This window comes from Frateuria flava, from assembly GCF_017837635.1.
GTDB lineage: Bacteria > Pseudomonadota > Gammaproteobacteria > Xanthomonadales > Rhodanobacteraceae > Frateuria_A > Frateuria_A flava.
Window position 1 is genome coordinate 134,805 of sequence record NZ_JAGJRS010000022.1, and the last position, 25,687, is coordinate 160,491.

Consider the following 25,687-nt stretch of genomic DNA (forward strand, 5'->3'; position numbering starts at 1 on the left):
GACTTCGCACTACAGGGTGAGACCGCGCGTTTGCGCGGCTGCCAGCGGCCGGGTCGGATCCCGGCCGTCGCGTTGATGCGGCCCGGCAACCGGCGCCGCGCCAAGGAAACGGTCATCAAAGGGGAATGACGTGCGGATTGCTTGCCTCGCAGCAGCGGTGGCCCTTGCCCTGGCGGGCGGGAACGCGTTGGCCCAGGCGTCGCCACCGGCACCGGCCGCGCCGGGTGCCCCCGCGCAGGACATTCTGGTCAGCGGCGTCCCGACGGAAGGGCCGCAGGCCGACCAGGTGCAGGAGCTGATCCAGTCCGAATACCAGCAGGCGCTGGCCACCGCGGGCGCCAGCTCGCTCGACGCCGGCCAACTGCAGGCCGCCGCCGTGCTGATTACCACCCGGCTGCATGACGCCGGCTACCCCGACGCCCACGCCTACCTGCCGGGGCAGGTGCTGGCGGTACACCTGGGGGCGGGCGCGACGCCTGCGGCGACCGTGGCGCAGGCCCTTGCCACGCCGGCGGCGCCGGTGCCCGACGCCGCAGCCACCGCCGCGGTACCGCCGCTGCGCGAGCGCGAGGCCGCCGGGGCGCAGGAACAGACCTTGGCCGTGCATGGCTTTCGCGTGCAGGGGGTGGGTGACCATCCCGAGGACGGCATCACCCCGGCCACCGTGCAGGCGATGGCCGACGAGCAGTTCGCCACGCTCTCCGGCGGGTCCGGCAAGCCGGTCCAGGCCAACTTCAGCCAGCTGCAGCAGGTTGCCGACCGCATCACCGACCGCTATCGCAAGGCCGGTTACATCGTGGCCACCGCCTTCGTGCCCGCGCAGGACGTGGGCAGCGACGGCATCGTGCGGCTGGGGGTGCTCGAGGGCACGATCGGCAAGGTCGTGGTGAAGGGCACCTCGCGCTACCGGCCGGGAGTGATTGCCGCGCCGGCCGAGAAGCTCAAGGGGCAGCCGTTGCGCAAGCAGGACATCGACTCGGCGCTGCTGTACGCGCGCGACCTGCCGGGCGTGACCGTCTCTTCCACCTTCCAGCCCGGCGCCAGGACCGGCCAGACCGACCTGGTCATGGTCGCGCACGAGGCCAGGAGCCCGTTCACCTTCACCGTGGGCGGCAACAACTACGGCACCGAACTGACCGGTCGCTACCGCGCGCAGGCGGGCGCGGCCTGGAACAGCCCGCTCGGCATCGGCGACCAGCTGAACGCCAACGTCGACTACGCGCTGGACCCGCACAGCAACGTCTATTACGCGCTGTCCTACCGTGCGCCCACCGTGGTGGTGCCGGGGCTGAGCGGCGTGATCGGCGCCACCCGCAGCGAACTTCAGATCAACAGCGGCGCCTTCGCCGATCTGAAGGTGCGCGGCCCGACCTCCTCGACCTTCGCCGGCGCCGACTGGAAGTTCGTCAACACCGACGACGTCTCGATGCAGAGCTCGCTGCGCTACATCCGCGAGAAGTCCCAGCTCGGCGCGCTCGGCGTGAAGCTCTCGGACGAGCGCTTCGACGTGGCCGAACTGGGCTTTGGCCTGCAGCGCACCGACCAGCGCCTGCGCGGCCTGGACGTGGTGCAGGGCAGCCTGCGCAAGTCGGTGCGCGACGACTCGCTGGAACCGGACCTGGTCAGCCCCGACCACGACAGCAACTTCCTGCTGGCGCGGCTTTCCTACACCCGCCTGCAGTTCCTGACCCGTTCGCAGCGCCTGTACTTCAAGCTGGGCGGCCAGTACACGCGTGATGCGTTGCCGCCGCTGGAGCAGTTCGTGATCGGCGGCCCGGACAGCGTGCGCGCCTATCCGATCGCCGACGCGCTCACCGACCGCGGCTGGTACACCTCGCTGGAGTACCACATCGACGCGCCGGGCCTGGGCGACCGGGTCTCGCCGTTCTACGACCGCCCCTGGCGCGAGCTGCTGGAAGTGGAGGTGTTCTATGACTTCGGCCGCGGTTACGCCTCGAACCATCGCGACGGCAACAACCCGATCGAAACGCTCGAGGGCATCGGCGCGGGCCTGATCTTCCGCATCCCGCGTTTCCACCATTTCGAATTCCGCCTCGACGCCTCGGTGCCGACCGGCAGCCGCGACGCTTCGGACAAGCGCGGCTACCACGTCTATTCGCGCTTCGGCTTCACCTTCTGACGGACCTTTGCCCATGCACACCACCTGCGCGACCTTCCGCAAGGACTCCCTCGCCAGCCTGCGCCGCAAGGCACTGCCGCTGAGCCTGTCGCTGCTGCTGTGCGGCGCGCTCGCCAGCGCACCGGTCCAGGCCGGCGGCGGGGTGGGACGGACCACCACGCCGACCGGCGGCACCGTCGTCGGCGGCAGCGCCAGCATCCTGCAGGACGGCGCCAACGTGGTGATCAACCAGACCAGCGACAAGCTGGTACTGAACTGGCAGAGCTTCAACCTGGGACAGGACGCGCTGGTGCGCTTCAACCAGCCGGGCACATCGGCGATCGCGCTCAACCGCATCCTCGACCAGAACCCGAGCCAGATCTTCGGCCAGATCAGCTCCAACGGGCAGGTGTTCCTGATCAACACCCACGGCATCATCTTCGGCAGCACCGCGCAGGTGAACGTGGGCGGGCTGGTCGCCAGCACGCTGGACCTCACGCCGACCGATTTCCTCTCCAACCACTTCAACCTCAACGCGGTCGGCGGCGGCGCGGGCATCGTCAACCACGGCACGATCGCGGCGGCCAGCGGCGGTTCGGTCAGCCTGATCGGCGGAAGCGTGGCCAACGACGGCGTGATCCTGGCCAACTACGGCCGGATCAACCTCGACGGTGCCGAGCACGCGGTGCTGGACTTCGATGGCAACGGGCTGATCAACGTCCAGATCACCGGCGAACTGAAGCAGCGCCTGGATGCCAAGGCGGCGGTCAGCAACGCCGGCACGCTGCAGGCCGATGGCGGCACCGTCGTGCTGGAGGCCGCGGCCGCGCGCGACCTGTTCACCAACCTGGTCAACAACTCGGGCGTGATCGACGCCGGCGCGATCAGCCACGACGGCGGCGCGGTACGCCTGGTCGCACGCGGCGGCGACACCGTCAGCAGCGGCCGCATCGATGCCACGGGTACGCACGGCGGCAGCGTGCAGCTGCTGTCCGACCGCAACGTCGGCGTGACCGGCGGCAGCATCGATGCCTCCGGTACGTTCGGCGGCGGTGACATCCGCGTCGGTGGCGGCTGGCAGGGCGGCGAAGGGTTGCAGACGGCCAAGGCGGTCTACGTGGACGGCGACGCCACGCTCAAGGCGGACGCCACGCGCAACGGCGATGGCGGCTCGGTGGTGGTCTGGGGCAACCAGGTCAACAACTTCTACGGCAGCATCAGCGCGCGCGGCGGCGCCTACGGCGGTGACGGCGGTCGCGTGGAGACCTCGTCGCACGAGGGACTGAACGCGCAGGGCCACGTCGACGCGTCGGCCGCGCACGGCAACATGGGCAGCTGGCTGCTCGATCCCTACAACATCACCATCAGCAGCGGCACGGACAGCAAGGTCTCCGGCGGCCCCGTCTACACGCCCAGCGGCAACCCGTCGGTGGTCAACGCCGGGGAGATTGGCACGGCGCTGACCGGTGGCACCAGTGTCTACGTGTTCACCAACACCGCCGGCGGGTCGCAGAACGGCGACATCACGGTGAATGCCCCGATCACCGCGAGCGGGGCGGGCCAACTCTACCTGCAGGCCTTCGGCAGCATCTTCGTCAACGACGACATCACCGCGGCGGCCGGGCAGTCGCTGGACGTGCATCTGTGGGCCAACTACGCCGGCACCGCCGGCGCGAGCACCTACACCAAGGGCTCGTGCACCACCGCCTGCGTGGTGAGCATCGGCGATACCGGCGCCGCGACGATCGATACCCATGACGGGCTGGTCGACATCCTGGCCTCGGGCGCGGTGAAGATCGGCAACAGCACCAACACCGCGGTGGTCAACGCCGCCACGCTCACCATCGGCAGCGCCAGCAACAAGGTCGCGTCGATCAAGGAGGGCAGCAACGGCAGCATCGTGGCGACCACGGTGACCGCGCGCGCCACCAACGGCATCACGCTGGCCAACAGTGCCAACGCGATCGGTACGGCCAACCTCTACGGCGGCACCACCCAGATCAGCGACAGCACCAGCCTGGTGCTGGGCACGGTGGCCACCGGCAGCCTGACCGCGACCACCAGCGGCACGCTGGGCTTCGCCGGCGGCAGCGTCAGCGGCAACCTCACCGCGACCAGCAATGGCGACATCAGCCAGACCGGCGCGCTCACCGTCACCGGCACGTCGAGCTTCAGCGCGGGCGCCGGCCTGATCACGCTCACCCAGGCCAACAACGACTTCCAGGACGCGGTCAGCCTCGGCGGCGGCGCTGCGCAGATCACCGACAAGAACGCCCTGACGCTCGACCAGGTGAGCACGGACGACCTGGTCGCCACCAGCACCGGCGCGCTGAACCTGGGAACCGGCACCGTCGGCGGCAACCTCACCGCGACCAGCAACAACGGCGCGATCACCCAGGCCAGCGGCGGGCTGGCGGTCACCGGCACCAGCACGATCCATGCGGGCACCGGCAGCATCACGCTCGCCGATGCGGCGAACGACTTCACCGGCCTGGTGACCCTCGCCGGCGGCGCCACGCAGATCACCAGCAGCGGTGCGCTGTCGCTGGGCACGCTCGCCACAGGCAACCTCACCGTCGACAGCGGCGACCTGCTGACGTTCGCCGGCGGCACCGTCACGGGCAGCCTCGATGCTACGAGCGCGGGCAACCTGGGCCAGACCGGCGCGTTGGACGTGACCGGCATCTCTAGCTTCACGTCCAGTGGCGGCGGCACCGTCACGCTGACCCAGACGGGCAATGTCTTCGGCGGAGCGGTCAGCCTGACCGGCGGCGCCACGCAGATCACCAGCGGCGGCGCGCTGTCGCTCGGCACGCTCGCCACCGGCAACCTGACGGCCACCAGTAGCGGCGCGCTCGACCTTGGCCAGGGCTCGGTGGGTGGCGCGCTCGTGGCCACCAGCAACGGGGGCGCGATCACCCAGGACGGTGCGCTCGCAGTCACCGCGGCCAGCACGCTGGACGCCGGCGGTGCGGCAATCACGCTGGCCGACGCAGGCAACGTATTCACCGGCGCGGTAAGCGCTGCCGGTGGCGACGTGTCGTTGCAGTCGTCGGGCGACCTCACCGTGGCCGCGCTGACCAGCGGCACGGACGCCTCGGTGAGCCTGATCGCGGGCGGCTCGCTGTTCCTGCCCACGGCGGCGATCGACACCGGCCTGGGCAACCTGACCCTGGCCGCCAACGGCGGCAACCTCGGCATCAACGGCAACCTGAGCGGCGCCGACGTGTCGCTGGCCAGCCATGACGGCCTGGTCCTCGCGTACGACGTCACCGCCAGCGGGACGCTCGGCCTGGGCAGCAGCAGCGGGGCAATCACCCAGACCGCCGGCACCCTCACCGCCGGCGGCACCAGCGCGATCACCGCGGCCGGCGACATCACGCTGGCCGGTGCCGCCAACGACTTCCAGGACGCCGTGAGCCTGAACGGCGGCAGCGTGCAGATCACTGACGCCAACGCGTTGGTGCTGGGTACCCTCGCCACCGGCAACCTGACCACGAACAGCGCGGGCAGCCTGACGCTGGGCGCCGGCACGGTCGGCGGCAACCTCGTCGCCACCAGCGGCGGCGCGATCGACCAGGCCAGCGGCGGCTTCGTCGTCACCGGCACCAGCAGCCTCGACGCCGGGGCCAACGCGATCACGCTCACCGACACCGGCAACGACTTCGCCGGCGCGGTGAGCCTCACCGGCGGCACCGTCGCCATCACCGACAGCAACGCGCTGAGCCTGGGCACCCTCGCCACCGGCGCGCTGACCGCCACCAGTACCGGTGCGCTCGACCTCGGCCAGGGCGCGATCGGCGGCAACCTCACGGCCACCAGCCATGGCGGCGCCATCAGCCAGGCCGGCGGCCTGGCCATCAGCGGCACCAGCGACATCGACGCCGGCAGCGGCGCCATCACGCTCGACAACAGCGCCAACAGCTTCGCCGGTGCGGTCAGCCTCGCGGGTGGCACGACGCGGATCACCAACAGCGGAAGCCTGGCGCTGGGCACGCTGGGCACCGGCGACCTGACGGTGGTCAGTGCGGGCACGCTGAGCTTCGTCGGCGGCAGCGTCGGCGGCAACCTGAATGCCACCAGCGCGGGCGACATCAGCCAGAGCGGTGCGCTGGTCGTCACCGGCACCTCCAGCGTCGATGCCGGCACCGGCGCGATCACGCTCACCCAGGCCAACAACGACTTCGGCGGCGCGGTCAGCCTGGCTGGCGGCGCCACGCAGATCGTGGACCGCAACGCGCTGGTGCTGGGCACGCTGGCCACCGGCAACCTGGCCGCCACCAGCCACGGCAACCTCAACCTCGGTACCGGCAGCCTCTCCAGCACCCTGGTCGTCACCAGCAACGGCGGCGCGATCAGCCAGGCCGCGGGCGGGCTCGTGATCAGCGGCAATGCCACGGTCAACGCTGGCAGCGGTGCGATCACGCTCAACGACGCGGCGAACGATTTCGGCGGCACGGTGAACCTCGTTGGCGGCGCCACGCGTGTCACCGATGCCAATGCGCTTGCGCTGGGCACGCTGTCGACCGCGAACCTGACCGCGGTCAGCCACGGCGCGCTGAACCTCGGCAGCGGCACCGTCGCCGGCAACCTCGCCGCGACCAGCAACGATGGCGCGATCAGCCAGTCGGGCGGCCTGACCGTCAACGGCACCAGTGCCATCGACGCGGGCAACGCCGGCATCTCGCTCGCCGGTCCGGGCAACGATTTCATTGGCGCGGTCAGCCTGTCCAACAGCGGCGCCCACAACGTCGCCGTGGACAACGGCAGCCACGCGCTGGTGCTGGGCAGCTCGACCGTCGGCACCGGCACGCTGTCGCTGACGGGCCTTGGCCTGACCCAGGTGGGCGGCATCACCCAGGCGGCCGGCGGCGGGGCCGTGACCCTGGCCGCCGGCAGTGGCGCGCTGGTACTCGACAACGCCGGCAACGACTTCACCGGTACCGTGGATGCCCAGGGCGCGTCCGTCTCGCTGACGACGCTGGGCGACCTGCACGTGGTCGGCATGAACGTCGCCACCAACGGCTCGCTCAGCCTGGTGGCCGGCGGCGCGCTGGACCTGGCCTCGTTCGGGGCGATCGACACCGGCACCGGCGACCTCACGCTTAGCGCGGGCGATGGCCTCGCCACCAGCGCGGACCTTGGCGGGAATAACGTATCGCTGACTGGCGGCGCGGGCCTGACGCTCAATGGCAACGTCACCGCGAGCGGCACCCTCTACCTGGGCAGCACCAACGCGGCGATCAGCCAGACCGCCGGCGCGCTCTCCGCCGCCGGCACCACCACCGTCGACGCGGGCACCGGGACCATCACGCTCACCAGCGCCGGCAACGATTTCCAGGGAGCGGTCAGCCTGACCGGCGGCAGCGCGCAGATCGTCGACGCCAACGTACTGACCCTGGGCACGCTCGCGACCGACGACCTCACCGCCACCAGCACGGGCAACCTCGGCCTCGGCAAGGGCACCGTGGCCGGCACGCTGCTGGCAACCAGCAACGGCGGCGCGATCAGCCAGGCCAGCGGCGGGCTGACTGTCAACGGCACCAGCACGCTCGACGCCGGCAGCAGCGCGATCACCCTGGCGGACGGCAACAACGACTTCGTGGGTACGGTGAGCCTGAGCGGCGGCGCGGTCGGGATCACCGACCGGAACGCACTGTCGCTGGGCACCCTCGCCACCGGGTCGCTGGCCGCGACCAGCACGGGTGCGCTCGACCTGGGCGCCGGCACCATCAGCGGCAACCTCGTCACCGGCAGCAACGGCGGTGCGATCACGCAGGACGGTGCGCTGACGGTGAGTGGCACCAGCAGCATCGATGCGGGCAGCGGTGCCATCACGCTGGCCAGCGCGGCCAACGATTTCACCGGCGCGGTCAGCGTCGCCGGCGGCACCACCCAACTGGTCGACGCCAACGCGCTGACCCTGGGCGCGCTGGACACGGGCGCCCTGAGCGTGACCAGCACCGGCGCGCTCAACCTGGGCAGCGGAACCATCGCCGGCCATCTCTCGGCGACTAGTAATGGCGGCGCGATCAGCCAGTCGGGTGCGTTGACGGTGACCGGTACGAGCACGCTCGATGCAGCCACGGGCTCCATCACGCTCGCGAACGCCGGCAACGATTTCCAGGGCAGCGTGGGCCTCACCGGCGCCGGCCTGTCCGTGCGCGACGCCGAGGACCTGACCATCGGCGCGCTGGCCGCCGCGGCCAATACCGACGTCAGCCTGGTCGCGGGCGGGTCGCTGATCCTGCCGGTGTCGGGGATCGACACCGGCACGGGCGATCTCGTGCTCACCGCCAATGGCGGCACGCTGGCCACCCAGGGCACGCTCAGCGGCGCGAACGTCTCGCTGCAAGGCCGCGACGGCCTGACGCTGGCGCACGACGTGAACGCGACCGGCACGCTGACCCTGGCCAGCACCGGCGGCGACATCACGCAGACCGCCGGCGTGCTCACTGCCGCCACACTGACCGGCAACGCGCTGGGCAACGTGACGCTCGGCTCGGCCAACGCCATCGCCGCACTCGGCAGCTTCAGCGCCGACGGCTTCCTGCTCCGCACCGCGGGCGACCTGACCGTCAACGGTGCGGTGGCGGGCGGTGCCGGCGGCGTGGATATCGGCACCGGCGGCCTGTTGAAGGTCGCGGCGGGCATCAGTGGCCAGGCCATCGCGCTGCAGGGCGCCGGCATCAGCCAGACCGCCGGCAGCATCGACGCCGGCACCGGCCAGGTCGGGCTAACCTCCAGCGCGGGCATCACCCAGGCCGGCGGCTCGATCACCGCCGGCACGCTGACCGGCAGTGCCATGGCCGATGCCAGCCTCGCCGGTGCCAACCATCTCCTCAGCCTGGGCAGTTTCGACGCGGCCAACCTGTCGCTGACCAACGCGCAGGACCTGGTGCTGGCAGGCCCGGTCACGACCAGCGGCGCCACCGCGCTGACGATCGGCGGTGACCTGGCCGTCAACGGCACGCTCGATGCAGCCAGCATTTCGCTGGACGTGGACGGCGCGATCAGCGAAGGCGCCAGTGGCAATCTCGTCACCGGCACACTGGGCGGCCAGGCGGGCGGCAGCGTCACCCTGACCCGCGGCAACCACGTCGGCACGCTGGGGAACTTCGCTGCCGCCAGCTTCGCGCTGACCAATGCGCAGGCGCTCACGGTCAACGGCAGCCTCGGCGTGGGCACGGGCAGCATCGCGCTGACCACCACCACGGGCGCGCTGAACATGGACTCCGCACTCAGCGGCGGCAGCATCGCGCTGGACTCGGCGGCCAACCTGATGCTGGGCAAGGCGATCAACGCCACCACGCTGAGCCTGAAGTCCGCCGGTTCGATCAGCCAGACCGCCACCGGCCTGATTAGCGCCGGCACACTGAGTGGGCAATCCGCGGGGGCGACCACGCTGAACCAGGCCAACGCCATCTCCACGCTGGACAACTTCAGCGCGGACGGCTTCAGCCTCACCAGCACCCGCGCACTGACGGTCGCCGGCACGGTCGACGGTGGCGCCAGCACCGCGCTGGCCGCGGGCGGCAACCTGCGCATCGACGGCACCGTCAACGGCGACGCCACCTACCTTTCGGCCGGCGGCACCATCACCGAGGGCGCCAGCGGGAACATCGTCGCCGACGCGCTCACCGGCAAGGCCAGCGGCACCGTCACGCTCGGTGGCGCCAACCACGTCGGCACGCTGGGCAACTTCCAGGCGGCCGGTTTCAGCCTGCACGACGCACAGGACCTGCGCGTCGCCGGTACGGTCGATGGCGGCGCGAGCACCACGCTCGATACCGCCGGCAACCTGGTGATCAATGGCACGGTCAAGGGCAGCAGCACGCGCCTGAACGTGACCGGCGCACTGAGCGAAAGCGGCAGCGGCCGCATCATCGCCGACACGCTGGCCGGGCACGTCACCGGCAGCGCCAGCCTCACGGGCGACAACGCGGTGGCAAGCCTGGGCAATCTCGACGCGGCCGGGCTCAGCTTCACCGACACCCAGGCGCTGACCATCGCCGGCACCGTCGATGGCGGAGCCAGCACGGCGCTGACCACCAAGGCCGGCGGCCTCACCATCAACGGCACACTGGACGGCACCAGCACCTCGCTCGCGATCGCCGGCGGCATCGACCAGTCCGACCAGGGCCGCATTACCGCAGGTACGCTGACCGGCCAGGCCGGCGGTGACGTCGCGCTGGACGGCGACAACCGCATCGACACCCTGGGCAGCTTCAGCGCGCGCGACTTCGCGCTGAGCAACGGCAAGGCACTGGCGGTGAACGGGCCGTTGACCGCCAGCGGCGGCGACATCGCGCTGGCCACCACCGCGGGCAAGCTGGTCCTCAACACGGCGTTGAGCGGCAATACCATCGCGCTCGATTCGGCTGGCGATCTGGCCCTGGCGCAGGCCATCCGCGGCGGAGCGGTGACCCTCGCGTCCGGCGGCAAGATCAGCCAGACCGCTGGCGGCGCCATCACCGCCGACAGCCTGAGCGGTCACTCGGCCGGCAGCACCACGCTCGACCAGGCCAATGCGATCGGCGCGCTCGACGACTTCACTGCCAACGGACTGACGGTCGCCACCAACCGGGCCCTCACCGTCACCGGCACGGTCGACGGCGGTGGCAACACCACGCTGATCACCGGTGGCAGTCTGGCGATCAACGGCTCGCTGACCGGCGACAGCACTACGCTGGCGGTCAGCGGCAACGTCAGCGAAGGCAGCGCCGGCAGCATCACCACGCACACGCTGAGCGGCCACGCCACCGGCGCCGTCGCGCTCACCGGTGCCAACCGCCTCGATACCCTGGGCGGGTTCACCGCCGCCGGCTTCGCGTTGAGCAACGGTCCGTCGCTCACCGTGACCGGCCCGCTCGACGGCGGCGCCAGCCTCAGCCTGACCACCACCCGTGGCGACCTGCTGATCAACGGACAGGTCAGGGGCAAGGCGACCACGCTGGTGTCCTCCGGCGCGATCACCGAGGGGCAGGGCGGCAGCATCGTCGCAGACACGCTCTCCGGCCGCGCCGGTGGTTACACCCAGCTTGGCAAGGCGAACAGTCCGCTGGCCAACTACATCGGCACGCTGGGCGGTTTCTCCTCGACGGCTGGCTTCAGCCTGACCAATGCGCAGACGCTGACGCTGGCCTCGGTCGGCGGCAGTGGCTACACCGTCGATGCGGGAACCTCGTCGCTGTACCTCGGGGTGACCGGCGGCGACCTGCTGCAGGTCGGCAAGACCTGGCTGTATGACGGCGAGGGCGCGTTCGCCTCGACCGGCCGCATTGGCACGTCCGACGCGCCCATCTACGTCACCGGTACCGGGCCCCAGGCCGTCGCGCTGGTCGGCATCCCGCCGGCCTACTTCTACGCGGTGAACGCCAGCGGCAACCTGCTGCCGCTCACCGGCGGCGACAGCGTCAACGTGCCGACCTCGCTGTTCACCAGTCGCGCGCAGAACGCCAACAACCATACGGACGTCTATATCGATCCGAGCGTGATCTCGGCCGACTACCGCTCGTACGGCATCGTGCCCTCCGGCATCCTGCTGCCTGCCGACCAGCAGGCCTGCGACCCGGAAGTGGAGGATTGCGATGAGTAAGGCGCTGCGCCTGCGCCAGGCGGCCGGGCTCGGGCTGCTCTTCGCGCTGGCCGCACCGGCGTGGGCGCAGCTTCCGCCGCGGTTGACGGCCGGGAGCGTGGCCGACCAGCTCGACGCCGCACGGCAACGCCTGGCCGGCCAGCCGGCCGCCGCGGCGACGACGGCGCAGTTGCAGGCGCTCGCGCAAAACCTGCGTGGCTCGCTGGGCAAACAGCTCGCGCAGCCGCTGACCGCGCTGGACGACCGCGCGCGCGGCCAGGTCCTGCGCGCGCACGCCGCCGCGCAGCTGGCCTCGGACTTTCTCGACAACGCCGGCGGTTGTCGCGAGGGCGAGCTCGCGGCCATGGCGCAGGCGCTTGCGCTGTCGGTCCGCCGGCTCGCGCAGGCGCCGGCCGAGGGCAAGCCGATGCAGGCGACCATCGACCGGCTCGAAACGGCGGACCATGCGGCCGTTTTCGCGCTGCGCGTGGCGGACACGTCGGTCACGCTGGCGCTGGTGGGCAGCGAACTGCACGATCCGCAGTGCCCGGACCCGCAGTTGACCGCGACTGATCCCAACGGTACGCCGCTGGCCGTGCAACCGCGTATCACCGGAGTGCTGCCCACGCGCATCGAATTCGAGTGGCCCGCGACCGCATCGCTCGTGCCGGGCAGCTACGTGCTGCACGCGCGGCCGCAGCACAAGGCCTTCCTGGTCGGCTGCAGCGCGCAACCGGAGGCGACTGTCGCGGTGCAAGTGGTGCCGGCGCCGACCTTCACCGTCGGCTATGCGCTGGACGCGGTGTGCGGCCGGGCCGACCCGCGCACGGTCGCGCTGGGCAAGGGTACGTTGCCGCCGCTGGATGGTTACGGGGCGACCGTGGCGCAGGCTATCGACACGTCGGCCTGCGCCGACCCGGTGGCCTTCCGGATTTCCGCCACGGGCGCCTATGCCGACGGCGCCAGTGCAACGGCCGGTCCGTTCGAGCAGAGCGCGGACGCCAATGCCACCGTGGGGCTTCCGGGCGGCCTGTCGTTGAGCTGGGATCCGGCGGTACGCCAGCTGTTCGTGCGTTCGGGTGCGCCAATGTGCAAGGGCGTGCGTTGACCTTCAGCCCCGTCTCCCGCTCGAGGAGGGGGTGGGGCTCGCGGGAGCGTCTCCCGCATGCGATGCCAGGATCCGATCTTGCGTGGCCGCTACGCGACCGGGCCGCCTGCGGCGGGCTTCCGATCGCCTGCCGGCGCCGGGGGCGATTGTCTTTTCGACCCAGGAAAATTGACGGCCTGGCTGAGCACGGGGGACCAAGCGTCATGGCGCCTGTGCGCTCAGCTTGCTCCGTCACTTGCTCTGGAGGAGCTGCCGCCGCTTAACCGCGGGCGCTTGGGAGCTGAGGCAACAGGACTTGTGGGTCCGGGGCACGAGCGCTGCACTCGGCTCCCTCTCCCCACCGGGGAGATGGCTGGGGTGAGGGGCTGGGGCTCGCGCGAATGTCCGCGGGAGCGCTGCATGGATATCGCTTTTGCGTGCCCTTGCTGCGACCTGGCTCGCTTCCGGTCGCCTGCTGGCGACGGCTGTGGCTTGCGGAAGTGCCTGCAAGCGCCAGATGCCTGAGGTGGCGCCGCGAGGTGGCGCGGCGCCACGCGGGTTATTCCTCGTTCGGGCCCGAGATCACTTCCATCTCGCTGACGCCGCCGGGCGCCAGGTCCTTGAGCAGGTCGAGGAAGTTCTTGCCGACCAGGCGCTGGGCGCGGCGCAGCAGCAGCGGGACCGGGCTGGAGGGTTCGCAGCGCGCGTAGTAGTCGCAGATCTCGTCGATCCGGCGCAGGACGTCCTGCGGCGTCTCGATGCGTCCCGGCACGCCGGTGCGCGTGGCCGGGCCGGACGGCTCGCCGTCCTCGGCGGCGGTTTCGCCTTCACCGGCAATATCGGGATTGCGCCGGGCTGCCTGCGATTCGACGAATTTCTTCAATTCGTAACTGTCGGTCAGCAGGGGCTTGAGGTCCGGGCCGGCGGTGCCGATGCGGTCGTTGAAAATCCGGTCGATCGCCTTGGCTTCGTCGAGGATGCGCGTCACGGCTTCCAGCGTGCCGGCGAGTTCGTCTTCAGGGCAATCGAGGCAGCAGGCCTCGATTTCCGTCATGCTCGGTAGCGCCTCGTCGCCCGCATCGATTTTTACCGTGCCATTGGCGATGCGCAGATCGCGCAGAGAAAACCGGCCGAGCCGCAGCGACTGAACGAACGGCGTATTACGGAAATAGGCGAGCAGCCCCATGGGATTGGCGATCGCCGAGACGGCGTTGACGCGCGCGGTCGGATCGTCGTCGTCCTCGGCGTCCAGTTGCGGGTGCACGCCCTCCCAATGGTCTTCGAGCAGACCGCGGATCAGCGCCAGGCCGGCGGCCCATCCGGGCATCCCGCCGGTGCGCATCCAGGCGGTCGCCAGGTGCGTGGCCACGCGCAGGTCGCGCGAGCGCTGGAGCAGTCCGGTGGCGAGCGAGTCGACCTCGTCCCAGTCCGGCTCCTCGGCCGCCTTGACGCTGTCGCCCATGGCGCGTTCGGCGCGCGGCGCGGCCGCCCGTTCGAGCGCCATGAAATCGGGATCGTATTCGAGGTCGCTGCCGGTGGGCGAGTCGCCATCCAGCGGGGCGAGAAAGGCTGCCGGGTCGTAACGCGTCATCGTCAGTAAATCCCCTGTGGTACCGCGGGATAATACAACACGGATAATGCGGTACCGACACAATGCGGTATCAAAAAAATGCGTGGATAAATTACGCTGCGATTTACGCAATACCGGCGTGTGAAAATCGCCAGGTACCGACGTGGGTCAGGGATGCACGTGCTTGCCGGCCGACTGCGCAGCCGGTTCCTGCGGGCAACGGCCCACCACGTGGGCAAGCGTGTTGGCGTTGTCCACCAGGCGATCGGTGAGGCGGGCGACCTGGTCGGCGCCGGACGGGTCCTCGGACATCGCCAGCAGCGCGCCGAGGCTGCGCTGGAGCAGGCGCAGGTCGGGCAACTCCAATACCGCACGCTGCTCCCGCAGTGCGCCGGCGATGCCGTGGAGCGCCGTGGCCGTGTGGTCGACGAAGGCGCTCACCTCGGCCTGCTCGGGCAGGCTCGCGCGGTGTTGCAGCAACGCTTCCAGCGTCATCGCGGTGCGCGCCAGGCGATTGCCGTTGGCGAACAGGGCCTGCGCCAGGTCGACCAGCGCCGCCGGCGTGGCCGGTTCGGCGCGCATGCGCTCGAGCGAAGCCAGTGCGTTGGTGCGCGCGGTACGGGCGGCGGTGCGCGTCTCCCGGTGGGTTGCGCGACGCTGCGGTCGACCGAGTGCGCGCAGATAGTCGGCATAGGCATCGAGCATGTCGGCCAATGCTGCGCGGGCGCGGCCGTGTTCCCAGGTCGGCCACAGCACGTAGGCCAGCAGCGCCATGCCGCTGGCCAGCGCGGTGTTGATCACGCGGTCGGCCACCGCCACGCCCGGATCGACGCCCTCGAAGGAAAGCAGGACCACGACGGTGCCGGTCAGCGCCGCCACCGCGATGCCGTAGTGCGCGGTCGCCAGGTAGCGAAAAGCCATGCACAGCACGCCCATCAGCACCAGGTGCGCCCACGGCTCGTCGGGGATCACGTGCAGCAGCCCGGTGGTCAGCAACAGGCCGAGCACGGTGCCGACCACGCGCAGCAGGCCGAAGTTGAAAGTGGCGGCGAAGTCCGGGCGCAGCACGATGGCGACGGTCATCGGCAGCCAGTAGCCGTGCGGGAGTTCCAGTGCGCGCGAGAGTGCCAGCGCCAGGCTCAGCGCCACGGCGGAGCGCACCGCATGGCGGAACGCGACCGAACGCGGCGTGAGGTTGGCCAGCAACATGGCGCGTGCGGAGCTTTGCCGCAGCGATACCGGCAGGCGCAGGTCCGCGGATTCGGCGCGCTGTTCGCCGCGGCTGCCGGCCCAGTTCGCGTTGCGCACGGCAGCGGCGAGCTGGCCGGCCAGCGCATGCACGTGCAGCGCCCGCTGGGGGCTGGTTTCGGCGGCATGCCGTTCGATCGCGCGCAATGCCTGCAGCGCGCGTTCGGCCGGATCCGGGGCTACGCCTTCCTCCAGCGCCTCGGCAATATGGTCGAGCACGCGCGCCACGCGAGCACGGAAGCGCAGCGGCACGGCGTGGTTCGGTGAGCCGTCGGCCAGCGCGGTGAGCTCCAGGCGGATGCGTTCGGCCAGTTCCAGCATCACGCCGAAGGCTTCCATGGCGCGGCCGCGTGCGTGGAAGCGGCCCAGCAGCGTCTGCTGCAGCGTGGTCATCGCGCCACTGAGCGCAGGCTCGTCCTCGTCGTCCTGCGAGCGCTGCCGGGCCACCGCGGCCAGACCCCGGTAGACCACCGCCAGCGCCTGCCGCTCGGGCCGGTAGCGCTGCAGGGGCCAGGCAGCCACCGAAAAAAGCATCATCAGCAGGCCGCCGGCGAAGATCAGCCCGGCACCCGCCGCCGCAAGCGCGGGCGAGGTGGGATAGGCCGCGGTGACCACCAGCAGGATCATGCTGGTCATGCCCACGCGCGCCAGGTCGGTACCGAACACCACCAGCATGCCGCCGCCGAAGCCGACCAGCGCAGTAGCCAGCAGCATCGAGGGCAGGTGCCCGCCGATCAGGAAGCCGGCGAACGCCGCCAGGCCGGCGGCAAGCGAGGCCAGCAGGAGCTGTCGTACCCGCTGTCGGTACGGTCCGGGCTGGTCGGAGAACATCGTGTCCAGCGCGCCGGCGGCGATGCCCAGGCCGACCGCGGTGTAACCGGTCGCCATGCCGATCGCCAGCGGCAGCACCACGGCCAGCGTGTTGCGTACGACCACCCGCAGCGGGACGTCCGGACGCTTGGTTCGCGTCAGGCTTTCCAGCACGTTGGCGCGTAGCGAATAGACGCTGGCGGTCATGGGACGAATCGCTGGGGTGGGGACAGGCGATTCTGCACAAGACTAGTTGAACCGCCGTATAGGACGTCGCGCCAGGAGCACCCCATTCGCCTTAGGCACCTTCCCCGTGACCCGCGGCAAGCTCATCGTCCGAACCGCGCGCCTTGATCCTTCCCCGCTCTCGCGGGGGAGGGTGCCCGCACGGCGGATGGGGCGCCCCGCGGGGAACCGGCCCGGTCAGGCGCGCCCGGCGAACTCGCCTGTCAGCGTGTTCACCCAGACCTTTTCCTCGTTGGTGATGTACTCGGGTACCTGGATCTCGACGCCGGTGTTGAGGCGCGCGGGCTTGGTGCGCTTGGTTGCGCTGGCGCCCTTGAGCTCCGGTGCGGTGTCGACCACCGTCAGCACCACGCTGGTCGGCACCTGCAGGCCTACCGGCGCGTCGTCGATCAGCTGCACGTAGTAGCCCTCGGTGTCCTCCACGATGTAGCCGGCGTTGTCGCCGACCAGCTCGGGGCCGAGCAGGTACTGGGTGTAGTCCTCGGCGTCCATGAACACGAACGCCTCGCCATCCATGTAGGAGAAGTTAGCCGCGCGGCGGACCAGGTCCATTTCCTTCAGGTCGTCGTCCGCGCGCAGGCTCAGGTCGAACTTGCGTCCGCCCGGGATCGAATACATGGTGAAGCGGAAGGTCACGTTCCCGCCGCGCGCGGTGGGCGCGCTGCGCTCGATGTCGCGCACCTGGTAGACAGTGCCGTCGTGCTCGACCACGTTGCCTTTCTTGACGTCGGAAGCTTTCATTGGGCTGGGAATCGGGAATGGTGAATAGGGAATGGTAAGCGCTGCAGTCGGGAGGCCTTTGGCCATTCCCGATTGACCATTGGCGATTTACTTCGGCTGCAGCCGCACCGCGCCATCCAGGCGAATGGTCTCGCCATTGATGTAGCGGTTGCCCAGGATGAAGGCGACCGTCTGCGCGAATTCCTCCGGCTTGCCCAGGCGCGAGGGGAACGGGATCGAGGCGCCGAGCGATTCCTGCACCTGCGGGGGCATGCCATCGACCATCGGGGTCCAGAAGATGCCCGGCGCGATCGTCGCCACGCGGATGCCGAAGCGCGCCAGTTCGCGTGCCATCGGCAGCGTCATGCCGACCACGCCGCCCTTGGAGGCCGAATACGCGGCCTGGCCGATCTGGCCTTCGTAGGCGGCCACCGAGGCGGTGTTGATGATCACGCCGCGCTCGCCGTCTTCGCCGGCTTCGTTGGACTGCATCAGCGCCGCACCGGCCTTGGCCACGTTGAAGCTGCCGACCAGGTTCACCATCACGGTGGCCTGGAACTGCGACAGCGCCATCGGGCCTTCCTTGCCCAGCACGCGGCCGGCGCCCAGGATGCCGGCGCAGTTCATCACCACGTTGAGTCCGCCCATCGCCTCGCGCGCGGCGGCGACGTTGGCGGTCACGCCTTCCTCGGAGGTGACGTCGGTGCGGTAGAAACGCGCGGCATTGCCCAGCGCCTGGGCGGCCTGCTGGCCCTTCTCCTCGTTGACGTCGAACAGCGCGACCTTCGCGCCCTGCGCGACGAGATGCTGCGCCACCGCGTGGCCGAGTCCGGAGGCGCCGCCGGTGATGACGGCCTTGACCTGATCGAGCTGCATGGGAGGGGTCCTTGTGAGGCGGAAAGCGGCAATGGTAGCCGAAGCCGCGAACCGGCCCGAGCCCGCAAGGTGGGCTTCAGCCCACCTTGTTCGCGCCGGCGAAGGTGCTGGGCTTGAAGCCCGCCCTACGTCGATTGCAGGCGGCGCAGGTCGACCGTGTCCGCGTCCACGCGCAGCACCGAGCCCTGTTCGTACCAGTCGCCCAGTACGATGCGTTGCGCGTCCTGGCCGTCGAGCGTGAATTCGTGGACCGCCGGCCGGTGCGTGTGGCCGTGGATCAGGCGGGTGACGCCGGCGCCGCGCATCGCCTGGGCGACCGCTTCGGCGTTCACGTCCATGATCGACTCCATGGTGGCGCCGGTGTGCGCGCGGCTGTCGGCGCGGGCCTTGGCGGCGAAGGCGCGGCGTGCCTGAAGCGGCATCGCCAGGATGTTCGCCTTCCACTCGGGCGTGCGCACCTGGCGGCGCACCGCCTGGTAGGCGACGTCGTCGGTACACAGCGTGTCGCCGTGCATGAGCAGGGTGGGGCGGCCATGCAGGTCGTGCACCACGCCGTCCTCGAGCAGGGTCAGGCCGGCGCGGTCGGCGTAATCCTGGCCGAGCAGGAAGTCGCGGTTGCCGGGCAGGAAGTACACCGGCCGGCCCGACGCACGCACCGCGCGCGTGGCGCGGGCGATCCGGGTCGGCAGTTCCGCATCATCGTCGTCGCCGACCCAGGCTTCGACCAGGTCGCCCAGGATGTACAGCGCGTCGGCCTGGCGCACCTCGTCGCCGGCCAGGTAGCGCTCGAACAGGTCGGTGATGTGCGGGCGACTGTCGTCCAGATGCAGGTCGGCGATGAACAGGCTGGCCATCAGCCGCCCTTCTTGCCGGCTGGCCTGGCCACGCTGGCTGCCTTGGCGCTGGCGGCGGAGGCGGGCGCCTCCTCGCCGATCACGCGTACGCTCTGGATGACCGGCAGCGGGTAGGGCACGTCGGCGGCGAACGGGCCCTGGCCGCGGGTCGGCAGGCCCGCGATCTTGTCGACCACGTCCATGCCCTCGACGACCCGGCCGAACACCGCATAGCCCCAGGTCAGCCCGCTCTGGTTGCCGGCGTAGTCCAGGCGACGGTTGTCGACCAGGTTGATGAAGAACTGCGCCGTGCCCGAGTTCGGATCGGCGCCGCGCGCCACCGCCACGGTGCCGCGCAGGTTGGACAGGCCGTTGTCCGCTTCGCTGGCGATCGCCGGATGGGTGCGCTTGGGTTGAAGGTCGCGCGTGTACAGGCCGCCCTGCACCAGGTACCCGTTGATGGCGCGATGGAACACGGTGCCGTCGTAAAAGCCCTCGCGCACGTACTGCAGGAAATTCGCCACGCTTTTGGGCGCCTTGTCCGGGAACAGTTCCAGCGTGATGTCGCCAACGCTGGTGTGCACCAGCACCTTCGGCCCCGGCGCGGGGGGCGTCGCGCTGGTGCTCGCCGGCGGCGGCGCGGCCTGGGCGGCGACGCCCAGGGGCAGGAACAGCAGGAGGGCCAGCAGGAGTCGGGGCATGCGTGCGGAACCTGTGTGGATTGCCTGCGCATGATACGCGGTGGCGTTGCGTGGGCTGAAGCGCGCTTTTCCGGGAAGCTGCGCCCGTGTGCCTTCTTCCGTTGACGGGGGAAGGACCACGCGGGGAGATCGCGCCGTGTGCCGCATCCTTCCTTCCGGCGAGGGGATGCGTGGGTGCCTGCCTAGGTGCGCTGGATTTCCAGCGTCAGCCCGAGCTCCGCCATCGGCCCCTGTTCCTGCTCCAGGTCCGCCTCGGTCAGCGGATGCTGGTCAAGCCACGTAGCCGGAATGGCCAGCCGAAGGCGGTGGCTGGTGGCGTTGAGCTTCAGTGGCGGCAGCGACTCGGCGCGGCGTCCGCGGCGGAACAGCACCGCCAGCCGCAGCAGCGCGGTGATGTGCCGGGCCAGCGCGCGGTAGCGCTGCGGCAGTACCGAGATCAGCGCCTTGGCCGGCTTGCGCCGGTGCGCCTCGATCACGGCCGAGAGCAGTTGCTGCTCCTGCCGCGAGAAACCGGCCAGGTCGGCATGGCGCAGGATGTAGGCGCCGTGGTGGTGATGCTGGCTGTGCGCGATGGCCAGCCCGATCTCGTGCACGCGGGCGGCCCAGGAGAGCCACTCGCGCGCCTCGGCATCCAGCTTCCACGGACGCGCGACCTGGTCGAACAGCCCCAGCGCCGTCTGCTCGACGCGCCGCGCCTGCGCGCGATCGACGCCGTAGCGGGTGGCCAGCGCGTCGATGCTGTCGGTGCGCGGGTCGCGGCCGCCGGCGCGGCCGAGCAGGTCCCACAGCAGGCCTTCGCGCATGGAGCTTTCGCACACGCGCATGTGGCCGATGCCCAGCGCCTCGAACGCCGCCTCCAGGATCACCACGGCGCCGGCGAACACCGGTGCGCGTTCCTCGGTAAGGCCGGGCAGGCGCAGCAGGTCCATCTGGCCCTGTTCGAGGATCGCCTCGCGCAATTCGGCCAGGGCATCCAGGGTGACGCCGTCGTCGGTCAGGCCCATCGCCTGCACCACGGCGTCGACCGCCTTGGCGCTGCCCGAGGAGCCGTAGGCCTCCTGCCAGCCGGCTTCGCGGAAATCCTCGGCGAACTGCTGCAGCAGCACGCCGACTTCGCTGCGCGCGCGCTGCCAGCGCTTGGGCGTAAGCCGGCCGCCGGGAAAGAAGCGCAACGTGGACGCGATGCAGCCGGCCTGCACGCTCTCGGTGTGCAACGGCGCGAGCCCGCGGCCAATGATGAACTCGGTGCTGCCGCCGCCTACGTCGATGACCAGCCGCGGCTCGCGCGAGGCGGGCAGGTCATGCGCCACGCCAAGGAAGATGAGCCGACCTTCCTCGCGGCCGGAGACGATCTCCACGGGATGGCCCAGCGCGTCTTCGGCCGCGCCCAGGAAGTTGTGCGGCGACGACAGCCGCCGCACGGTATTGGTGGCCACCGCGCGCACGTTGGCCGAGGGCAGGCTCTCGATGCGCTGGCCGAAGCGCGCCAGGCTCGCCAGTGCGCGGGCGCGGTGGGCGGCATCGAGCGTGCCGTCCGAACGCAGGCCGGCGGCCAGGCGCACGCTGTCGCGCAGGCGGTCGATCACGCGCGGCTCGCCGTGCTCCATCCGCGCCACCACCATGTGGAAGCTGTTCGAACCCAGGTCGACGGCTGCGATCAGCTCGCCATCCTTGATGGGTACGGGCTCGGTGGTCACGCGGCGGTTCCAGGCAGGCGAGGCGCGCATTCTGCCACGCGCGGCCGGGCGCACGCGGCCTTCACGCTGGAGGAGCGCACCCATTCGCCATCGTCATGCTGGCGTGGGCTGGCGGTTTCGGCATACGGGGCATGGCGGTCGCGCCCAGGTGCGCTCCTACAAGAGCAGGGTTGTGCGAGGCTCATGTGCAGATCTTGTCCAGCAGCGTCTGCTGCGCGCTGTGCGGAGGCTGATCGCCCGGTACCGCGCGGGTGTAGCGGCCGTCGCTGCCGAGCAGCCAGGCCTGGGTGTTGTCGGCCAGGCCGTTGGCCAGCGTCTCGTCGAACACGCGCGCGGCCAGCGCCGGGTCGAGGATCGGGAAGGCCACCTCGATGCGGCGCATCAGGTTGCGTTCCATCCAGTCGGCGCTGGCGCAATAGATCTCTGGCTGGCCGTCGTTGGCGAACCAGTACACGCGGCTGTGCTCCAGGAACCGGCCCACGATCGAGCGCACGCGGATGCCTTCGGAAATACCCGGCAGGCCCGGGCGCAGCGTGCAGGCGCCGCGCACGATCAAGTCGATCTCCACGCCGGCCTGCGAGGCGCGGTAGAGCGCCTCGATCACGTGCGACTCGTTGAGCGCATTGAGCTTGGCCACGATGCGCGCCGGCTTGCCCGCCTGTGCGTTGGCCGTCTCGCGCTCGATCTTGGCGACCACGCTCTTGTACAGCGTGAAGGGCGAATGCAGCAGGCGCTTGAGGCTGATCACCGAGCCCAGGCCCGAGAGTTGCTGGAACACCTTGTGCAGGTCCTCGCCGATCTCAGGGTTGGCGGTCATCAGGCCGATGTCGGTGTACATCCGGCTGTTGGCTTGGTGATAGTTGCCGGTGGACAGGTGCACGTAGCGGCGCAGGACGCCGGTCTCGCGGCGCACGATCAGCATCATCTTGGCGTGGGTCTTGTAGCCGACCACGCCGTAGACCACCTGCACGCCGGCTTCCTGCAGTCGTGTCGCCAGGCGGATGTTGGCCTCCTCGTCGAAGCGCGCGCGCAGCTCGATCACCACGGTGACGTCCTTGCCGTTGCGCGCGGCCTCCACCAGCAGGTCGACCAGCGGGGTGTCCTCGCCGGCGCGGTAGAGCGTCTGCTTGATCGCCAGCACGGCCGGATCGGCCGCGGCCTGGCGCAGCAGGTCGACGACCGCGGCGAAGCTTTCGTAGGGATGGTGCAGCAGCACGTCGTGCTGGCCGATCAGCTCGAACAGGTTGGCGCCCGGTTCGATCGCCGCCGGCAGGCAGGGCACGAAGCGCGGGAACTTCAGTTCCGGCCGGTCCACATGGTCGTAGATGCCGCCGGCACGGATGATGTTGACCGGGCCGTCGCAACGGTAGACGTCCGATTCCTCCAGCTCGAAGTTGGCCACGAGCATGGCGGTGATTGCCTTCGGGCAGTCGTTGGCGATTTCCAGCCGCACCGGGCGCGCGTAGCCGCGCCCGAGCAATTCCTCGCTGAGTGCGCGGGCGAGGTTCTCCACCTCCGCTTCCTCGACGATCAGCTCGCTGTTTCGGGTGACGCGGAACTGATACGAACCGACCACCTTGAAGCCGGGGAACATCAGGTCGACGAAGGCCTGCAGCAGTTCGGCCAGGAACACGAACGTGTCGCCATCGCCGCCGACTTCGGTCGGCAGCTTGACGATGCGCGGCAGCGAGCGCGGTGCACGCACCAGCGCCATGTGGCCCTCGTGCCCGAACGCGTCGCGGCCTTGCAGCACCACGGCGATGTTGAGCGTCTTGTTGAGGATGCGCGGGAACGGATGCGCCGGGTCCAGCCCCAGCGGCGAGAGCACCGGCAGCACCTCGTGCTCGAAATAGCCCTGCAGCCAGCGCCGCTGCACCGCGTTCCACTGGTGGCGGGTGAGGAAGCGGATGCCCTCGGCGTCCAGCTGTGGACGGAGCTGTTCCTGCCAGGTCGCGTACTGCTCGGTGACCAGGTCCAGCACCCGCGCGCGGATGCGCGTCAGCAGTTCGCCGGAGGACAGCCCGTCCGGGCCCGGTGCGGCCGAGCCATAGGCATGGTGGTGCTTGAGCATCGCCACGCGCACCTCGAAGAACTCGTCGAGGTTGTTCGCCACGATGCTCAGGTAACGCAGTCGTTCCAGCAGCGGCACGTGGGCATCGCGCGCCATGGCGAGCACGCGGAAGTTGAACTCCAGCGCGGCCAGCTCGCGGCTCAGGTACAGCTCCGGCGCGGACAGGTCGGCGATCGCAGTGGCGGTTTGTGGCGGTTTGCGGGCCATGGGGACCCATTCTGGACGATGCGGGGACCAAGTACACCCGGTGACCGTCACACGGTCGGGTGGCCTTCAGCCGTGCAGGCCCCTGTAGGAACGCACCGTGCGCGACCGGAAGGCCCGCGGTCGCGCACGGGTGCGCCTTTACTGGGGGCCCGCTTCGGGCGGCAGCAGGCGTTCGGGCCCGAAATGGCAGGCGAAGGTGGACCCCTGGCCCGGCGTGCTCTCCACGGTCAGGCGCCCCTGGTGCAGGTTGAGCACGTGCTTGACGATGGACAGCCCCAGCCCGGTGCCGCCGGTCTCGCGCGAGCGGCTGGAGGAAACGCGGTAGAAGCGCTCGGTCAGCCGCGCAAGATGGCTGGCCGGGATGCCGTAGCCGGTGTCGCGCACCGAATAGGTTGCGCCCCCGGTCGCACGGTGCCAGCCGATGGTGATGCGCCCGCCGCTGGGGGTGTAGCGCACCGCGTTGCTGACCAGGTTGGACAGCGCGCTGTGCAGGTCCTTGGGCGAACCGAGCAGGTCATAGTCGGCATCCGCTTCCAGCGTGATCTGGTGGCGGCCCTGGCTCAGCGCCTCGGCTTCCTTGCGCAGGGTGGCGAGCAGCGCGGCCATCGGTACGCGCTCGTCGACCACGTGGTCCTGGGTCTCCAGACGGGAGAGGGTCAGCAGGTCCTCCACGATCTGCCCCATGCGCTTGGACTGCGCGCGCATTTCCCCGAGCACCGGGGCGAGTTCGGGCACGTCTTCGGGGTCCAGCAGTTCGAGGTAGCCGTGGATCACGGTGAGCGGGGTGCGCAGTTCGTGCGAGACGTTCGCCACGAAATCGCGGCGGATCTGTTCCAGCCGCGTCAGGGGGCTGATGTCGCGCCCCAGCAGCATTCGCTGGCGGCGGCCGAACGGCTGCACGGAAACGTCCAGATGGCCCTCGGCCCGGCCGGGCGCCGGCACGTCGTGCAGCGGCACCCGCGCTCCGGCGCGCAGCCAGGCGGCCAGGTCGGTGCCCTGCAGCCGGTCGGAGAGCAGCACGCCGCGCTCCTTGCCGCGGCGCAGGCCAAGCAGTGTCTCGGCGGCGCGGTTGAACCAGCGCACCCGCCATGCCTCGTCCAGCAGCACGATCGCATCAGGCAGGCTGTCGGCCGCGTCGCGCAGGTCGTGCAGGGTGATCGCGAGGCGGCGGGCGCGGGTCATGCGTCGGCTCCGGGGTCGGGAAGAGGGCTCAGGCGCTGGCCGAAAAACGGTAGCCGGAACCGCGCACGGTCTGCACCATGCCGTCCAGTTGCCAGGGTTCGAGGGTCTTGCGCAGGCGGCGGATGTGCACGTCCACCGTGCGTTCTTCCACGTACACGCTGCCGCCCCAGACGTGGTCGAGCAACTGGGCGCGGGTGTAGACGCGCTCCGGATGGGTCATGAAGAAGTACAGCAGGCGGTATTCGGTGGGGCCGATCGGCACCGGCTCCTCGCCGGCAAAGACGCGATGCGCCGGGCCGTCGATGCGCAGGCCACCCAGCTCCACCATCCCGGTGCCGTCGTCGCCCTGGCTGCGGCGCAGCACCGCCTTGATGCGGGCGATCAGCTCGCGGGTGGAGAAGGGCTTGACCACGTAGTCGTCGACGCCCGCTTCCAGCCCGTTGACCCGGTCCATCTCCTCGCCGCGCGCGGTGAGCATGATGATCGGGATCTCGCGGCTGAGCTCTTCCTTGCGCAGCCGCCGCGCCAGTTCCAGTCCGCTGGTACCCGGCAGCATCCAGTCCAGCAGGATCAGGTCGGGCACCTGTTCGGCGATGGCGATCTGCGCCGCGCGGGCATCGGCCGCCTGCATGGCCTCCATGCCGGCCTTGTGCAGGGCGAAGGTGACCATGTCGCGGATGGAGGCTTCGTCTTCGATGATGAGGATGCGCTTGTGCACGCGGATTGCGCCTGGCCTGTGACGG

General features: G+C 70.3%; 13 protein-coding genes. 3 read left to right on the forward strand and 10 right to left on the reverse strand.

Annotation, left to right across the window (positions count from 1 at the left end):
• The first annotated feature begins 457 nt into the window (after positions 1–457).
• Genes J7I44_RS12610 through J7I44_RS12620 form a run of 3 tightly spaced genes read left to right on the forward strand, consistent with a single transcriptional unit; the run spans position 458 to position 12,804 of the window.
• The gene (locus tag J7I44_RS12610) at positions 458–2,140 is read left to right on the forward strand and encodes a ShlB/FhaC/HecB family hemolysin secretion/activation protein (RefSeq protein ID WP_425599758.1); all 1,683 of its coding nucleotides are present in this window, start codon (positions 458–460) and stop codon (positions 2,138–2,140) included.
• 13 nt (positions 2,141–2,153) lie between these two features.
• On the forward strand, positions 2,154–11,717 hold the full coding sequence (locus tag J7I44_RS12615) for a two-partner secretion domain-containing protein (RefSeq protein ID WP_209621315.1): 9,564 nt from the start codon (positions 2,154–2,156) through the stop codon (positions 11,715–11,717).
• Complete coding sequence (locus J7I44_RS12620) at positions 11,710–12,804, forward strand: hypothetical protein (protein ID WP_209621318.1); 1,095 nt, start codon at positions 11,710–11,712, stop codon at positions 12,802–12,804. Before J7I44_RS12615 ends, J7I44_RS12620 begins: the two co-directional genes overlap by 8 nt.
• A 538-nt stretch (positions 12,805–13,342) precedes the next feature.
• Here the strand turns inward: J7I44_RS12620 and tssA are convergent.
• From tssA to phoB, 10 genes are all read right to left on the reverse strand, one after another.
• Positions 13,343–14,374, reverse strand: a complete 1,032-nt coding sequence (tssA, locus tag J7I44_RS12625) for a type VI secretion system protein TssA (RefSeq protein ID WP_245188167.1) — start codon at positions 14,372–14,374, stop codon at positions 13,343–13,345.
• Between the two features lie 147 nt (positions 14,375–14,521).
• On the reverse strand, positions 14,522–16,618 hold the full coding sequence (locus tag J7I44_RS12630) for an FUSC family protein (RefSeq protein ID WP_209621324.1): 2,097 nt from the start codon (positions 16,616–16,618) through the stop codon (positions 14,522–14,524).
• A gap of 216 nt (positions 16,619–16,834) precedes the next feature.
• Complete coding sequence (gene efpL / locus J7I44_RS12635; protein WP_209621327.1) at positions 16,835–17,398, reverse strand: elongation factor P-like protein EfpL; 564 nt, start codon at positions 17,396–17,398, stop codon at positions 16,835–16,837.
• Between the two features lie 87 nt (positions 17,399–17,485).
• Positions 17,486–18,253, reverse strand: coding sequence for an SDR family NAD(P)-dependent oxidoreductase (locus tag J7I44_RS12640; RefSeq protein WP_209621330.1), 768 nt, complete (start codon positions 18,251–18,253; stop codon positions 17,486–17,488).
• Between the two features lie 125 nt (positions 18,254–18,378).
• Positions 18,379–19,107, reverse strand: a complete 729-nt coding sequence (gene lpxH, locus J7I44_RS12645; RefSeq protein ID WP_209621333.1) for a UDP-2,3-diacylglucosamine diphosphatase — start codon at positions 19,105–19,107, stop codon at positions 18,379–18,381.
• Complete coding sequence (locus tag J7I44_RS12650; protein WP_209621335.1) at positions 19,107–19,787, reverse strand: peptidylprolyl isomerase; 681 nt, start codon at positions 19,785–19,787, stop codon at positions 19,107–19,109. Before J7I44_RS12650 ends, lpxH begins: the two co-directional genes overlap by 1 nt.
• Positions 19,788–19,969: 182 nt before the next feature.
• Complete coding sequence (locus tag J7I44_RS12655) at positions 19,970–21,484, reverse strand: Ppx/GppA phosphatase family protein (RefSeq protein ID WP_209621338.1); 1,515 nt, start codon at positions 21,482–21,484, stop codon at positions 19,970–19,972.
• Between the two features lie 181 nt (positions 21,485–21,665).
• Positions 21,666–23,762, reverse strand: coding sequence for a polyphosphate kinase 1 (ppk1, locus tag J7I44_RS12660; RefSeq protein WP_209621340.1), 2,097 nt, complete (start codon positions 23,760–23,762; stop codon positions 21,666–21,668).
• Positions 23,763–23,900: 138 nt separating this feature from the next.
• The gene (phoR, locus tag J7I44_RS12665; protein WP_209621342.1) at positions 23,901–24,944 is read right to left on the reverse strand and encodes a phosphate regulon sensor histidine kinase PhoR; all 1,044 of its coding nucleotides are present in this window, start codon (positions 24,942–24,944) and stop codon (positions 23,901–23,903) included.
• A gap of 28 nt (positions 24,945–24,972) precedes the next feature.
• Positions 24,973–25,662, reverse strand: coding sequence for a phosphate regulon transcriptional regulator PhoB (gene phoB, locus J7I44_RS12670; RefSeq protein ID WP_209621345.1), 690 nt, complete (start codon positions 25,660–25,662; stop codon positions 24,973–24,975).
• Between the last annotated feature and the right edge of the window lie 25 nt (positions 25,663–25,687).